Below are 14,528 nucleotides of genomic sequence, written 5' to 3'. Positions count from 1 at the left end.
AGGCGCGACCCATCAGAAAAGAGGAGCGCCACCATGACCAAGCACATCCCGCCCGTTCCGCCGGAAGGCCGCAGCGACAAGGGCCCCGGCGAGCCGCCGGCGAGCTCCCCGACGGACCAGGGCGGCAGCCGCGGCGCCCCCCACACCAAGGAACAGGGCCAGCCCGGCAACACCCACCAGAACACCACCCATCAAGGCTACCAGCAGGATCGGTGACGCATGAGCAAGCGACACGAGGCGACCGACCGCCATCACGGCGGCCCCGGCAGCAGCCAGCAGAATGCCGACAAGCCCGAACCGGCACCGGAGAAGCATCCGCATCCGGGTGAACCCACCAACACCCGCCAGTCCGGCTCGTCCGGCGGCGGCGGCGAGCGGGACCTCCACCACACCCACGACCCGAAGACCAAACGGTGACGCCGGACGTGGCGCCTTCCGCCGGCCCCGGCGGAGGGCGCCGTCAGGCCTCCCGGCCCCTCAGGATTCGAGGTCCTTCAGGATCGGGCATTCCGGCCGCTCGTCGCCATGGCAGGCCTCGGCCAGTTCATGCAGGGTATCGCGCATCGCCTGAAGCTCGGCGATCTTGGCATCCAGTTCGTCGATGTGCTGCGTGGCGATCCGCTTGACCTCGGAACTGCAGCGCGAGCGGTCCTGCCACAGGCCGACCAGCTTCTGGATGCGCTCGATCCCGAACCCCAGCGTCCGCGCCCGCTTGACGAACCGCAGCACGTTCACGTCGGTCGGGCTGTAGACGCGATAGCCCGATGCCGTGCGCCCGGCCTCCGGGATCAGGCCGATCGACTCGTAATAGCGGATCAGCTTCGCATTCACCCCGGAGGCCCTGGCGGCCTCGCCGATCGTCATTCCCGCCTTCATCGCCGTCCCTCCGGCGGCGTCCAGCCGCGCAGGGACAGCGCGTTCACCACCACGCTGACGGAGCTGAGCGCCATCGCCGCCCCGGCCAGCACCGGGCTGAGGTTGCCCGAGGCGGCCAGCGGGATGCCGACCACATTGTAGGCGAAGGCCCAGAACAGACCCTGGCGGATCTTGGCGTAGGTACGCCGCGACACGTCGATGGCCCCGGCCACCAAGCGCGGATCGCCGCGCATCAGGGTGACGCCGGCGCTGTGCATGGCGACGTCGGTGCCGGTGGCCATGGCGATGCCGACATCGGCGGCGGCCAGCGCCGGGGCGTCGTTGATGCCGTCGCCGACCATGCCGACCGTCCTGCCCTCCCCCTTCAGCGTCGCGACCACCGCGGCCTTCTCGCCGGGCAGCACCTCGGCGAAGACGCGCTCGATCCCCAGCGCGCCGGCCACCCCGCGGGCGGCGCCCCAACCGTCGCCGGTCACCATCACCGGTTCCACCCCCTGCGCCTTCAGCGAGGCGACCGCCGCCGCCGCACCGTCCTTCACCGTGTCGCCGAACGCGACGAGGCCGAGCAGGCGCGGCGCCTCGCCGGTCTCGACCAGCCAGGACAGCGTGCGTCCCGAGCCGGCCAGCGCGGCGGCGGGTTCCGCCAGTGCGCCCGGGTCGAGCCCAGCCTCCTCCACCGCGCGGGCATTGCCGAGTTGCAGCCGCTGCCCGTCGACCGTGCCGCCGACGCCGCGTCCGGCCAGCGCACGGAAATCGCCGGCGCGCCCGGCCGCGATGCCCTCCTCCCCGGCGCGGCGGCGCAGGGCATGGGCCAGCGGATGCTCGCTGCCGGACTGGAGCGCCGCGGCCAGCCGCAGCAGCGTCGCCCCGTCGACGCCCGCCGCCGGGATCAGGTCGGTCACCCGCGGCTTGCCCTCCGTCAGGGTCCCGGTCTTGTCGAAGGCGACGGCGGTCAGCGCGTGGGCGCGCTCCAGCGCCTCGGCGTCCTTGATCAGGATGCCGTGCCGGGCGGCGGCCCCGGTGCCGACCATGATCGCGGTCGGCGTCGCCAGGCCCAGCGCGCAGGGGCAGGCGATGACGAGCACCGAGACGGCGGTGACGATCGCGGTTTCCAGGCCGGCACCGGCGATCCACCAGCCGGCCAGCGTCAGCGCCGCGACCGCCAGCACCGCCGGGACGAAGACGGCGCTGACCCGGTCGACCAGCCGCTGGATCGGCGCCTTCGACGCCTGGGCGCCCTCCACCATGCGGACGATCTGCGCCAGCATGGTTTCGGTGCCGACCGCGGTGGTTTCCACCACCAGCAGGCCGTCGCCGTTGATCGAACCGCCGGTGACGCGGGCGCCCGGCTCCTTGTCGACCGGCAGGCTCTCGCCGGTCAGCATGGATTCGTCGACCCCGCCGCCGCCTTCGACCACCCGGCCGTCGACCGGCACCCGCTCGCCCGGGCGGACCACCACATGGTCGCCGACGCGGACCCGCTCCACCGGCACCTCGGTCTCGACCCCGTCGCGGCGCAGCCGGGCGGTGGCCGGGCGCAGGTCCATCAGGGCGCGGATCGCCGCGGCCGTCCGGCCCTTGGCCCGCGCCTCCAGCCATTTGCCGAGCAGCACGAAGGTGATCAGGACCGCCGACGCCTCGAAATACAGGTGCGGCTCATGCCCGTGCGCCGCGGTCAGCAGCAGGTAGAGGCTGAGCCCCCAGGCGGCGGAGGTGCCGAGCGCCACCAGCAGGTCCATGTTGCCGGCCCCGGCGCGCAGCGCGTTCCAGCCGGCGCGGTAGAAACGCGCGCCCAACCAGAACTGGACGACGCCGGCAAGGACCATCTGAACCCAGCCCGGCAGCATCCAGTCGGCCCCGAACAGGTCGCCGACCATGCCGGCCAGCAGCGGCGCCGACAGGGCCGCGGCGATCAGCACGTGACGCAGTTCGCGCCGGTCGCGGTCCGCCCGCGCGGCGTCCGCATCGCCGCCGCCCTCGTCCACCAGGGTGGCGCCATAGCCGGCCTTCTCCACCGCGGCGATCAGGTCGGCCGGCGCGGCGCTGCCGGCGAAGGCGACGACATGCACCCGCTCCGTCGCCAGGTTGACCGCCGCCGAGTCGACGCCGGGCACGCGGGACAACGCCTTCTCGACCCGGCCGGCACAGGAGGCGCAGGTCATGCCGGTCACCGACAGGTCGACCTCCTGCCGCTCCACCCCATAACCGGCCGCCTCGACCGCCTCGGCCGCCGCCCTGGCGTCCGGACGGCCGGTGAAGCTCAGCCGTGCGCGCTCGGTCGCAAGATTGACCGACACGGCGGCAACGCCGGGCACGCGGGACAGCGCCTTTTCCACACGCCGGACGCAGGAGGCGCAGGTCATCCCCGAAACACCGATGTCGAGTTCGGCCGGCTCCGCCGCGGCGGGCGTTGCGGTGCGGGTCTGCTGGATGGCGGTCATGCCGGCTCTCCTTCGCTCAGTGCGGCATGGAGTGATATGGGGCTTCCAGCGATTGGAAGGTCAAGGGGCGGATCGACGCATCGTCAACCCGCGGCGGCCCGCGACTGCGGTGCTGAACAAAGGCTCTGCCGGCGCGTTCGTCTGAGGCCAGTCCGTTGAACAGCCGAGGGGCCGCCCGTGACCCGCCTGACCATTGCCGAGGCGCAAAGCCGCGTCTCCCACCTGCTGACCCGCGACATCGTCGAGGATCTGCGCGCTGTGGAGTACGAGACGCCGCCGCTTGCCAATGCCCCGTCGGACCGGCCGCTGTCGGACCTGCGGCGGGCGGACATCACCTTCAGCCACGCCCCCGGCTCCCCGGACTGCCTCTACCGGATCGGCGCCTTCGGGGATTCGCTGCTGATGCGGCTTCAACTGAATGTCTGGCGCTTCGTCGCGATCTACCAGGTCCCGGTGTCCGACCCGATCGACAGCAAGACCATCGCCCCGCATTTCGAGCGCTGGGCCATCGGCGCCGGCCATGCCGGCTGGACCATCGGCTGGCGCGACGGCGTCGATCCCTGGGACCACGACCTGCGGGTGGTCGAGACCTACTGCTACGCCATGCTGCCGGAGGATTTCCTGGACGAGCCGCTGACCCAGCTCTACTGGCGCACCGACCTCTTGCAGATGACGCGCGCCTTCATGCTGGAGGCCCGACGGATGGGCATCCGGCTGTCAGCGCCCGACACGGTGTAGCGCCGGGCGCGGCACCCGGCACGGTGTGGCAAAGGTTTCGCTTGGTTCCCGGCGCCCGTGTGTGCTCAACCCTTGAGCAACAGCCCCTGACAGCACGAGCACCGCCCCCGCCATGCCGCCGATCCCGTTGCCGATCCCGACCAGCCTGTCCGACCTCCTGCTGGCGATGGACCTGATCGGCGTGTTCGTGTTCGGGCTGAGCGGCGGAACGCTGGCCGTGCGCAAGAACCTCGACCTGTTCGGGGTGATGGTGCTGTCGCTGGCCGCCGCCCTGGCCGGCGGGGTGTTCCGCGACCTCCTGATCGGCGCAGCACCGCCGGCCAGCCTGCGCGACGACCGCTACCTGCTGGCGGCGCTCGCCGCCGGCTTCGCCGCCTTCCTGTTCCACCGGCCGATCAACCGCCTGGGCAAGCCGGTGATGGTGCTCGATGCCGCCGGGCTCGGCCTGTTCACGGTCGCCGGCTGCAGCAAGGCGCTGGCCTACGGCCTCACGCCCCTGCCGGCGGCGCTGCTGGGGGTGATGACCGCCTGCGGCGGCGGCGCGATGCGCGACCTGCTGGTGGCCGAGGTGCCCCGGGTGCTGCGGGAGGAGATCTACGCCATGGCGTCGCTGCTGGGGGCGGCGGTGGTGATCGCCGGCCAGCATCTGGGCCTGCCGCCGGTCCCGGTCGCCGTCGTCGGCGCGGCGGCGGTGTTCGCCCTGCGCGTCGTCAGCGTTCTCCGCGGCTGGAGCGCCCCGCGCGCGCCGGGAAGCTGACGCCTCCCGTCCCGGCGCCCGGGACGGGAAGCCTCGCGGCAGCTTACGCCCGCTTGCCCCAGCCCGGCATCGGGAAGACCGGGTCGGCTTCGGCCGAGGCCTTCGGCAGCACCACGGTCGGGCGCTGCTTGTGGTTCTGGATGCAGGCGGAGACCAGGTTGGTGTTCTGGCCCTTCTCGTCGAAGGTGATCGCCGGGCCGACCATCAGCTTGTCGGCCAGGTTGGTCTGGCGCAGCGCCGCCAGCATGGCCGAGGATTCCGCGGTGCCGGCCCGCTTGAAGGCGTCGGCGGCGATCAGGATCGCCTCGAAGGTGAAGGCGACGTTGAAGGCGTAGCCCTCGAAACGGTCGTTCGGATACTGCTTCTTGAACGCCGCCTCGACGCGCTTGGTCATCGCCGCCTTGGGGTCGTACCAGGGCAGGTTGGTGATGGCGAAGTCCGAGTATTTGCCGAGCACCTTGTAGAACTGCTCGTCATAGAGGCCGGGCGAACCGGGGGAGACGATGGCCTTCGGCTCCCAGCGCTGCTTGACCATCTCGCGCACCATCATGATGGCGTCGTTGGCGCGGGTGGTGACGATGGCGAGCTCGGCGCCGGTGGCCTTGGCCTTGGCCTTGGCCACCTCGACCGCCAGATCCTGCGCCCGCGGGTCGTAGGAGATCGACTCCACGATCTGGAAGGGCATGTCCAGCTTGGGGAACAGCGCGTCGACCGCGGCCTTGTTGGCCATGCCGAAGGTGTCGTTGGCGTGCAGGAACACCGCCGTCTTCGGGGTCGTGCCGGTGGCGGCGAACAGGTCCTTCATCAGCGCCATGCCGTTCGACACCAGCATGGTGGAGGTCGGGAAGTTGCGGAAGACCGTCTTGTATCCCTGCTCCGTCAGCTTGTCGGCGGCGGCGATGTTCATCACCAGCGGCACGCCGCGCTGTTCGCAGACCTGGGCGGCGGCGGCGGTCTGGCCGCTGTCGAAGGCACCGACGATGACGTTGGCGCCGTCGTTGATCAGCTTTTCCGTGCGCGACCGCGCGACGTCGGCGTTCGATTCGGTGTCGGCCGACATGACCTCCACCTTGTAGCCGAGTTCGGAAAGGACCGCCGGGGCGATCTCCGCGCCGCGCTGGCAGGCCTGGCCTGCCTGGGCCAGCAGGCCGGAGCGCGGCAGCAGGACGCCGACCTTCAGCACGGTGCCCTGGGCGAAGGCCGGGGCGCGGCCGAAGCCCGCGAGCACGCCGCCGGCGATCGCCGCCTGGCCGAGCGCACGGCGGCTAAGGGTGATTCCTCCGTCGCGGCGGTTCTTATGATCGTTGGTCATGATGAAACGGATACCTTTGGCTGGACGCAAACAGTTCGGACGACGGAAGAGTCCACCCGTATGCCCTTCCTGTCAAAGCGGAATCATCCGTTTTCGTTCGCCCTCCCCGCCGCAAAGGTGATTTCGCGATGCAGCAGGTGGGGTGACCTTGACGGCGGGAGGACGCCGACACAGCTCTGGGACCTGGATGCGATGGACTCGAGAATGATGCCGTGTTGAGCTTGGCGCGGAAGCTGTGGACGGAAGCCACCTCGGGCGGCAGGCCTGGAACGGCCTCGATACCGCGGGGCATGCGCGTCTATGCGCTCGGCGACATCCATGGCCGGCTCGACCTGCTCGACCAGATGCTCGGGCAGATCCAGCGCGATGCCGACCAGGCGCCGGGCCTGCTGAAATACCTGGTCTTCCTCGGCGACTACGTCGACCGCGGACCGGATTCGCGGCTGGTGATCGAGCGCCTGTCCTGCGGCCTGCCGCCCGCCTTCGGCACGGTGTGCCTGCGCGGCAACCACGAGGACACGATGCTGGGCTTCCTGTGCGACCTGCGGGAGGCGGCCGGCTGGCTGACCTACGGCGGCGACGCCACGCTGAACAGCTACGGCATCCCCGCCCCGGCGCCGGATGCCCCGCCGGAGCATCTCCAGATGGCCCAGCAGATGCTGAACGCCGCGCTGCCGCCGCACCACCGGGCCTTCCTGACCGGCCTGCGGCATCACCTGACGATCGGCGACTACCATTTCGTCCATGCCGGCGTCAGGCCGGGCGTGCCGCTCGACTGCCAGAGGGACCAGGACCGGATGTGGATCCGGGAGGCCTTCCTGACCTCGCGTGCCGACCATGGCAAGATCATCGTCCATGGCCACACCATCGCGCCCGAGCCGGAGCTGCGTCCCAACCGCATCGGGATCGACACCGGCGCCTACGCCACCAACCGGCTGACCGCCCTGGTGCTGGAGGGGACGGAACGACGCTTCCTCTGCACGGTGTGAGGCCCGGGGCATCCGCGCTCGGTCGGGCATCGAGCAGCCGGCAGCCCCTCCGCCGCCATGCCCCCGATGCCGGTGCATGACACCGTCCTGGAGCGGATCTGCGTCCGGGTCAGCGCATTACCGGGCAAGCGTTCGGAAAAGATGCGCGGAATTCAGGTGCGGGCCGACGTTGCACCGGAGCCCGCACCTGTCGATGCCGGCAAACGGGGGAACCAAACCTCGAAGATGTCCAAGGCATGGCTCCGCCGTCCGCCGGGTCCGGATTACGCGAACATGAAGTTCGAGGAAGTCAGGGACGATGGCGGGAGATTGGCCAGCGTGATCCCGTCACCGTTTCCAAGGCTGATGATGGTGTTCTGGTCGCTGGCCGTCATATAGGGCTGCAGATCGGCCAGCGAATGGATGTCGTTCCACGCGCGCAGGTCGATCACGTCGCCACCAAATCCCGGAACGAAGTCCTGGATGTAATCGTACTGGTCGCCGGGCTGGAATTCGAAGACGTCCGCTCCATTGCCCATCTCGATGTAATCGTACCCGGCGCCGCTGGAGATGGTGTCGTTGCCGTCCCCGCCATAGAAGGCGTCGACGCCGGCTCCGCCCAGCAGGCTGTCGTCGCCGCCGAGGCCGAACAGTTGGTCGTTGCCGCCCAGCCCGGACAAGATGTCGTTGCCGGCGGTGCCGATGATGATGTCGTCGCCGGCGCCGCCGATCGTGGTGGTTGCGGCGAACTGGAAATTGGCTGAGGTCAGCGCCGCCTTCTGGACGCCGGCCAGGGTGATCCCCGTCCCGTCTCCGAAGTCGATGATGGTGTCGCCGCCCGACTGGACCGCCTTGGCCATCACGGTCGCATAGTCGGTCGCCCCGGCATAGCCATAGAGGTCGAGGACGTCGCCGCCCGAGCCGGCCTGGAAGTCGGCGGCATAATCATAGCCGTCGCCGGGGCGGAGAACGAAGCGATCGGTCCCGGCCCCGCCGATCAGGAAGTCATCGCCGGCGCCGCTGCGCAGGGTGTCGTTGCCGTTTCCGCCGTCGAGCTGGTCGGCGCCGCTCCCGCCGATCAGCAGGTCGTTGCCGTCGCCGCCCCTCATGTCGTCGTTGCCATCGCCGCCGTCGAGCTGGTCTTCGCCGCTCCCGCCCAGCATCAGGTCGTTGCCGCTGCCGCCGAACAGGTGGTCGTTGCCGTCCTCGCCGTAGAGCTGGTCGTTGCCGGCGCCGCCGGTCAGTGTGTCGTGTCCGAGATAGCCGTACATCTCGTCACCGGCGGCACTGCCGACAAGCTGGTCGTTGCCGGCGGTGCCGTTGTGCACGACGGTGGAGAACAGGAAATTCTCCTCGACCAGTGCCGTGGCCGTGACACCGGCCAGGGTCAGCCCGTTGGCGCCGTCCAGCGCGAAGCTGGTGTCGGTCCCGTTTTGCGACAGCGTCAGGTCCGACAGGCTGTGGACCGTCGACCAGGCGGTGAGGTCGATCACGTCACCGCCGCTGCCGGCCTTGAAGTCGCCGATATAGTCGAAGCCGTCGCCGGGCTTGGAGATGAAGCGGTCGACGCCGCTGCCGCCCTCCATGTAGTCGTAGCCGGCACCGCTCCACAGCACGTCGTTGCCGTTGCCGCCGAAGAGCTGGTCGACCCCGCTGCCGCCTTCCAGGCTGTCGTCGCCGTCCTGCCCGAAGATTTGGTCGTCGCCGGCCCCGGCGATCACCGTGTCGTTGCCGCCGCCGGCATAGATGAAGTCGTTGCCGCTGCCGGTGGTGTGGAGATCGCCGCCGTCGCCGCCATAGACGGTCTCGTTGCCGGTGGACGGCGGGGCGTCGTCGTTCAGGATGGTGGCGGCCGCCGCGGCCGTGCCGATGGTGGCGCCGGTGGGGGACGACAGGGTGATCGTGAAACCCTCGTCCGGTTCGACCGCGGCGTCCCCGGCGACGGCGACGGTGATCGTCTTGCTGGTCTCGCCCGCGGCGAAGCCGACGGTGCCCGACGGCAGGGTGCCGCCGGCGAAGTCCGCGGCGCCGGCGGGATTCTGGCCGCTCCCGGCGGCGGACCAGGCGACGGTCGACGCGCCGGTGGTGTCGCCGGACCGGGTGACGGTGAAGGTGAAGGCGGTGGTGCCGGAATTCGCTTCGGATTTCACGGCGTCGGCCGCCGCGATGTTCAGCACCGGCAGTGCATCGTCGTTCAGGATGGTCGCGGTCGCCCGGTCCGTCTGGATGCCGACGTTGGGGGAGGCGCTGGCGATCGTCAGCGAGAAGGCCTCGTTCGCCTCGATGGCCGTGTCGCCCGCCACCAGCACGACGACGTCCTTCACCGTTTCCCCGGCGGCGAAGACCACGGTGCCGGACGGCAGGACGCCTCCGGCGAAGTCGGCGGCCCCGGCGGCGTTCGGGGCGAGGCCGGCCGTGGACCAGCCGACCGTGGTCGACGCGGTAAGGTCACCGCTGCGGGTGATGCGGAAGGTGAAGGCGGTGGTGCCGGAATCCCCCTCCGCCTGCGCCTGGTCGATGGCGGCCACCGACAGGGTGGTGGTGGCATCGTCGTTCAGGATGGTCCCGATGACACTGCCGGCGGAGATGGTACCCTGGCTGGGGTTGGACAGCGTGACCGCGAAGCCTTCGTCGACTTCGGCCATGGTGTCGCCGGCGACGGTGACGGCGATGGTCTTGCTGGTTTCCCCGGCGGCGAAGGTCACCGTCCCCGAGGGCATGGTGCCGCCGGCGAAATCCGCGGCGTTGACGGGCGCGTTGCCGAAGGGGGTGACCGCCCAATCGACCGTCTGCGTGGTGTCTGCCTTGCCGGCACGGGTCACCGTGTAGGTGAAGGTGCTGGTGCCGACGCTTCCCTCCGCCTGGGACAGCGGTCCCGGGCCGATGGCGAAGCTGGTGTCGTCGTTCAGGATGATGCCCTGGGCCGAGGCGGTGGTCACCGACGCGCCGTTGGTCGGGTTGGACAGCAGGACCGAGAAGGTTTCGTTCTGTTCGACCAGGAAATCGTCGGCGACGGTCACGCTGATGGTCTTGCTGGTTTCGCCGTCGGCGAAGGACAGGCTGCCCGACGGCAGCACCCCGCCCGCGAAGTCGGCGGCAGAGGCCTGGTAGGCGCCGGACCCGGCCACCGCCCAGTCGACCGAGGCGGCCCCGCCGCTGTGGGTCACCGTGAAGGTGTAGGTGGTGCCTCCCGGCCCTTCGGCGTGGGAAACGCTTTCCGGCGTGATGGCCAGGGTGGGGGCCGAACCGGGGCCCTGCACCAGCCTGATCGTGTCGCCAGACACGGAGAATCCGGCGGCGGCGTAAATGCCCGACAGGGTAATGTCGACGTCGCTGCCTGCCGTGCCGTCGGTGCCGATGTGAAGGATCGTGTTGCCGCCGAGGGTCTCGACCTGGACCTGGTTCTGACCCAGCGCAGCGCCGTTGCCGGCCGACACCGAGGTCAAGGCGGTGCCCAGGATGCGGATCTCGTCCCCGGCCGCGGCGTCGGTGATGAGGTCGGTCCCGTTTCCGGAGGCGGCGAATTCGAAGCGGTCCTGGCCTTCGCCGCCGCTCAACGTGTCGTTGCCGCCGCCGCCGACCAGGGTGTCGTTGCCGCCGCCACCGTTCAGCAGGTCGTTGCCGCCGCCGCCTTCGAACCGGTTCCACGACCCGTCGCCGATGATGGTGTCGTTGTTGGCGGTGCCGCGGATGAACTCCACCTCGGAGAAGGTGTCGGTTCCACCCGCGCTCTTGACCGCGGAACGGGTGTTGAAGTCGACGTTCACCGTTCCCGACAGGCCCGAATAGTCGAGCAGGTCGGTGTTCACGCCGCCCGTCGCCAGCCCGCCGTCGATGGTGTCGTTGCCAAGGCTGCCGACGATGGTGTCCTGCCCGGCCCAGCCGTTGATGACGTTGTCGCCGCTGCCGCCGATGATCGTGTCGTCGTAGTAGGTGCCGGTCACGCCTTCGATGCTGGTCAGCACGTCGCCGGCACCGTCGGGACCGGACATCGTGCCGGTCGACAGGTCGAGCGTCATCGCGGTCGCCGAGAGGCTGTAGTCGGCCACGTCGATGCCGTCGCCGCCGTCGAGCGTATCGGCGCCGGCACCGCCGGCCAGCGTGTCGTTGCCCGCCCCGCCCTGGAGGCTGTCGTTGCCGAGGCCGCCCTGGAGGAAATCGGCGCCGGCACCGCCGACCAGCGTGTCGTTGCCCGCCTCGCCCTGGAGGTCGTCCTCGCCGTCGCCACCGAGCAGCAGGTCGTTGCCGGCCCCGCCGCGCAGAAGATCGTCGCCGCCGCCGCCGTCGATGGTGTCGTTGCCGCCGCGTCCGTCGATCACCTGCGACAGCGAATTGGCGGCGATCTGGTCGTCGCCGTCGCCCCCCATCACGTCGGCGAGCTGGCCGGTAATGGCGCGCTTCATCAGGTTGTATTTGCCGTATTCGAAACCGGCCGCCTGGGTGGTCGAATTCTGGGTCAGGATCTCGGGGTCGATGAAGCCGCCGGTGTCGTGGGAATAGGGGCTCCATTCCCAGAACGACCAGCTCATCGGCGTCTGCCCGGCCGCACGGACGCCGTCGCGGTCAAGGTCGCGCTCGAAATAGTCGACCAGCGTGCTGAACCACAGACGCTCCTGCGCGGTCTTCAGAGAGCCGCCGAATTCGCCGACGAACATCGGCGCGGTTCCCTGCTTCGACAGGTAGCCCCAATAGTCGTCGAGCCGCGCCTCCAGGTCGGCCGGCAACTGGGCGGGATCGCCGGGGGCAAACCAGCTCTGCGGGCTGACGCCGGGGCCATAGGTATGGGGGGCGTAGACCAGCTTGTTGGTCACAGGCGTGCCGTTCACCGCGAAGGTCACCGGATCGGTCGCGGCCCCCTGGAGGTTGCCGCCCCACCAGTCGGCCTGCGACCAGTTGTCGTACTGGTCCTTGAACTGGGTTCCCTCCACGAACATCAGCAGGTTCGGATTGGCTTGCAGCACGGCGCTGCCGAGCGCGCTGGCGTCGGCCGCCCATTCGTCCCACAGCAGCTTGCCCCACGGCTCGTTGTGCAGGTCGGCGCCGATCACGGTCGGGTTGTTGTTGTAATGCTGCGCCAGCCAGACCCAATGGCTCGTCACATCCTCCTTGGTGTAGACCGAGCTGCCCTGGTAGCCGGCATCCTCGGTCGAATACCAGTATTCGTGTTCATTGGTGCCGCCGGTGCCGCCGGCATCGTTGCGATGGTGGTCGAGGATGACCCGCAGGCCGATGGAGCCGGCATACTCGACGATCTTGTCCATCACCTGGATGCTGGTCAGCCCGGCAAGCTCGGCGTTGCCGGGGAAGTTGGTGTTCAGCCCCCACTGGTTCGGCACCTCGTCCTTGTGGGTGAACCAGTCGTCCGACCACAGCAGGCGGATGGTGTTGAAACCGAACGCCTTCATCCGGTCCATATGTTCGGTGTAGTCGGCGCGGTCGAGCAGGGTCGGCAGATAGGCCGAGATCTGGAAGCCGCCCCAGTTGATGCTGTTCAGCTCGACGCTGTGCCACCCGGTTTCGTCGGTGTAGCCGATCTGGTTGCCCTGGGTGGACAGATAGGCGTTGCGGTTGGCGATGGTGTTGTCGACCGGGCTGCTGGTCGGGGTGGCGAGCGTCATGCTTGAACTCCCTGATTCTCGTTCGGCCTGGGTTTCGTCTGGGTGAAGCCGGCCGCCACCCTCGCCACCCGTCCTTGCCCCCTTCCCTGCGAAGGACGGGTCCTGCGACGGACGGCTTGGGGCGTGGGGCATCGCTGCCGCCGCCGGTCCCATCCGCGCTGCGGGCAGGATCGGCTGCGGCACCTCGCGGTGTGCGGTCCGGACGGTGTTGGGTGGGGGCGGCGCCGGCCGGCAGGACTGCCGTTTCCGGGCCGCCGGTGGCTAGCGTCCGGTCGGAAGAACCGACGGGCCGGCAATGCACCGGACGGCCGCGCCATGACTCGCGCCCGACGCCCAATGGGGTGAGCAATTAATTGCATACATTGATATGCAGCGATCTAAATCAGCCTCCAAGATTCCCATCTTGATCAGTCCCCTATTCCAAGTTTTGGAAAAGTAAGGAATGCCCGTTCGACGGGTGAGACTGCCGAGCTGAAGCTCTGTACGTCCACCACCTAATTGGAGGTAAATCTTATGTTCAGCTGTAGAAATGCGGTTAGTATCTGCCCAAAGAAATACCGGGAAGAAAAATGTTCTGATTAATAGAAAAACTCTTACGCAAGACAATTTATTTGGCGATGCCATCAATCACGGGGCCTGTTCCACGCGTGCCCCGTTTCTCGCACGGCTGGAGCAATCTTCGCCGATCGCCGGACACAAGCGGCAGGCGCACGTCGGAGCTGCGTATCTTGCCCGTGGATGCAGCGGTGGGTTCGGTGGCTCCTCGACTGCCGCACCCGGCGTCCTGCCGCGGGAGACGGCTCCAGCCCGACAGAAATCGGGGTCCGGCAAATTCCGATCCGGCAGCAACCGAATGCTCCTGCGGCGGCATCCATGCGCTTTCCCGTGCCCGACGACTGGCGGGGCTTGGAGTGGGGATCAGAACCAGTCTGGTTTTGAGCGAAACCGACGGCTTCAATGCCCCGGACCGCGGTTTTGGGTGAGGCTCCAAACAGATGGGCCACAGGTGATCTGGTTATGTCAGGGCTCGGGCCATGCTTGTGGGCCGCCGGGAGCTCGTCCCTTTCCCGGTCGTCCTCCCCCGGAGAAGAGGTGCCGGATGCGCGGCCAGCGTTGTCAGACAGTGAACACGAGCGTCCGCTGCCGGAATGGTGAGAGTGGTTTCAACGAGCGCGCCTGCTCGATGCCGACGCGCCTGCACTCACCGTCCGGCGTGCACGCGGGACGGCGCCCGGACCGCATCATGGCGGCGTGGAGGTGACGGGATGACGGCTGCGATGAGGGGGGCCGGGGGAAAAGCATCCCCGGAAAGCACTTCGGGCACCCACGAGGGGTGCCCGAAGTGTCTGGTCCCGTCAGGGACTATGGTCGGAGAGAGAGGATTCGAACCTCCGGCCCCTGCCTCCCGAAAGCAGTGCTCTACCAGGCTGAGCTACTCTCCGATCAGTCGCCGGCAGATGTGTCGTCCGCCGGTGGAGCGGGTGTATAACCGTTTCCGTCCGGGTGCGCAATGCAAAGTCACAGTCAGGACACCGCATTTTTGCCATGCCGGAAACACATGAAGCGGCCGGCGCGCGGCCCCGGTTTGTCGAGGAAAATTCCGAAAGAGTTCCGAGGAAAACTCCCGTGGGAAAACTCCCGAGCGGGGAAAAGGAAAAGGGCTCCCGGATCACTCCGGAAGCCCTTGTTCTGTTGGTCGGAGAGAGAGGATTCGAACCTCCGGCCCCTGCCTCCCGAAAGCAGTGCTCTACCAGGCTGAGCTACTCTCCGATCAAGTCACCGGCGGATGTGTCGTCCGCCGGTGGAGCGGGTGTATAA

The 14,528-nt window shown here is 68.9% G+C and carries 9 protein-coding genes and 2 tRNA genes; 5 read left to right on the top strand and 6 right to left on the bottom strand.

Annotated elements, in window-relative coordinates; all coding sequences use genetic code 11:
• The first annotated feature begins 33 nt into the window (after positions 1 to 33).
• Positions 34 to 216, top strand: a complete 183-nt coding sequence (locus J2850_RS07840; protein ID WP_209980368.1) for a hypothetical protein — start codon at positions 34 to 36, stop codon at positions 214 to 216.
• Positions 217 to 219: 3 nt separating this feature from the next.
• Positions 220 to 417: a hypothetical protein gene (locus J2850_RS07835; RefSeq protein WP_209980366.1), complete on the top strand. Its 198-nt coding sequence runs from the start codon at positions 220 to 222 to the stop codon at positions 415 to 417.
• 60 nt (positions 418 to 477) lie between these two features.
• On the opposite strand, the gene cueR is transcribed toward J2850_RS07835, so the two are convergent.
• Together cueR and J2850_RS07825 are read right to left on the bottom strand one after the other, a co-directional pair.
• The gene (gene cueR / locus J2850_RS07830; protein ID WP_425514131.1) at positions 478 to 876 is read right to left on the bottom strand and encodes a Cu(I)-responsive transcriptional regulator; all 399 of its coding nucleotides are present in this window, start codon (positions 874 to 876) and stop codon (positions 478 to 480) included.
• The gene (locus J2850_RS07825) at positions 873 to 3,317 is read right to left on the bottom strand and encodes a heavy metal translocating P-type ATPase (RefSeq protein ID WP_209980364.1); all 2,445 of its coding nucleotides are present in this window, start codon (positions 3,315 to 3,317) and stop codon (positions 873 to 875) included. The genes cueR and J2850_RS07825 overlap by 4 nt, the downstream gene beginning before the upstream one ends.
• Positions 3,318 to 3,494: 177 nt before the next feature.
• On the opposite strand from J2850_RS07825, the gene J2850_RS07820 reads away from it, so the two are divergent.
• Entirely contained in the window at positions 3,495 to 4,055 is a 561-nt protein-coding gene (locus tag J2850_RS07820; protein WP_209980362.1) for a hypothetical protein, read from the top strand.
• Between the two features lie 112 nt (positions 4,056 to 4,167).
• A complete protein-coding gene (locus J2850_RS07815; RefSeq protein ID WP_209980360.1) occupies positions 4,168 to 4,812 on the top strand; it encodes a trimeric intracellular cation channel family protein in 645 nt (214 codons plus the stop codon).
• A gap of 43 nt (positions 4,813 to 4,855) precedes the next feature.
• On the opposite strand, the gene J2850_RS07810 is transcribed toward J2850_RS07815, so the two are convergent.
• Positions 4,856 to 6,124, bottom strand: a complete 1,269-nt coding sequence (locus J2850_RS07810; protein ID WP_209980358.1) for an ABC transporter substrate-binding protein — start codon at positions 6,122 to 6,124, stop codon at positions 4,856 to 4,858.
• A 212-nt stretch (positions 6,125 to 6,336) separates the two neighbouring features.
• Between J2850_RS07810 and J2850_RS07805 the strand changes: the two genes are divergently transcribed.
• Positions 6,337 to 7,113 (top strand): metallophosphoesterase family protein, encoded by a 777-nt coding sequence (locus J2850_RS07805; protein WP_209980356.1) that lies wholly within the window; start codon positions 6,337 to 6,339, stop codon positions 7,111 to 7,113.
• A 263-nt stretch (positions 7,114 to 7,376) separates the two neighbouring features.
• Here the strand turns inward: J2850_RS07805 and J2850_RS32050 are convergent, their stop codons facing one another.
• The 3 genes from J2850_RS32050 to J2850_RS07790 all read right to left on the bottom strand — a co-directional run bounded on the left by J2850_RS32050 (position 7,377) and on the right by J2850_RS07790 (position 14,480).
• Positions 7,377 to 12,710: a cellulase family glycosylhydrolase gene (locus tag J2850_RS32050; RefSeq protein ID WP_209980353.1), complete on the bottom strand. Its 5,334-nt coding sequence runs from the start codon at positions 12,708 to 12,710 to the stop codon at positions 7,377 to 7,379.
• 1,365 nt (positions 12,711 to 14,075) lie between these two features.
• Positions 14,076 to 14,152, bottom strand: a tRNA-Pro gene (locus J2850_RS07795).
• A gap of 251 nt (positions 14,153 to 14,403) precedes the next feature.
• Positions 14,404 to 14,480: transfer RNA gene (locus J2850_RS07790), tRNA-Pro, on the bottom strand.
• Positions 14,481 to 14,528 lie beyond the last annotated feature (48 nt).

It is taken from the genome of Azospirillum picis (assembly GCF_017876115.1).
Classification (GTDB): Bacteria; Pseudomonadota; Alphaproteobacteria; order Azospirillales; family Azospirillaceae; genus Azospirillum; species Azospirillum picis.
Note: the sequence above shows the minus strand (reverse complement) of the source record. Positions and strands in the feature narration are given on the sequence as shown.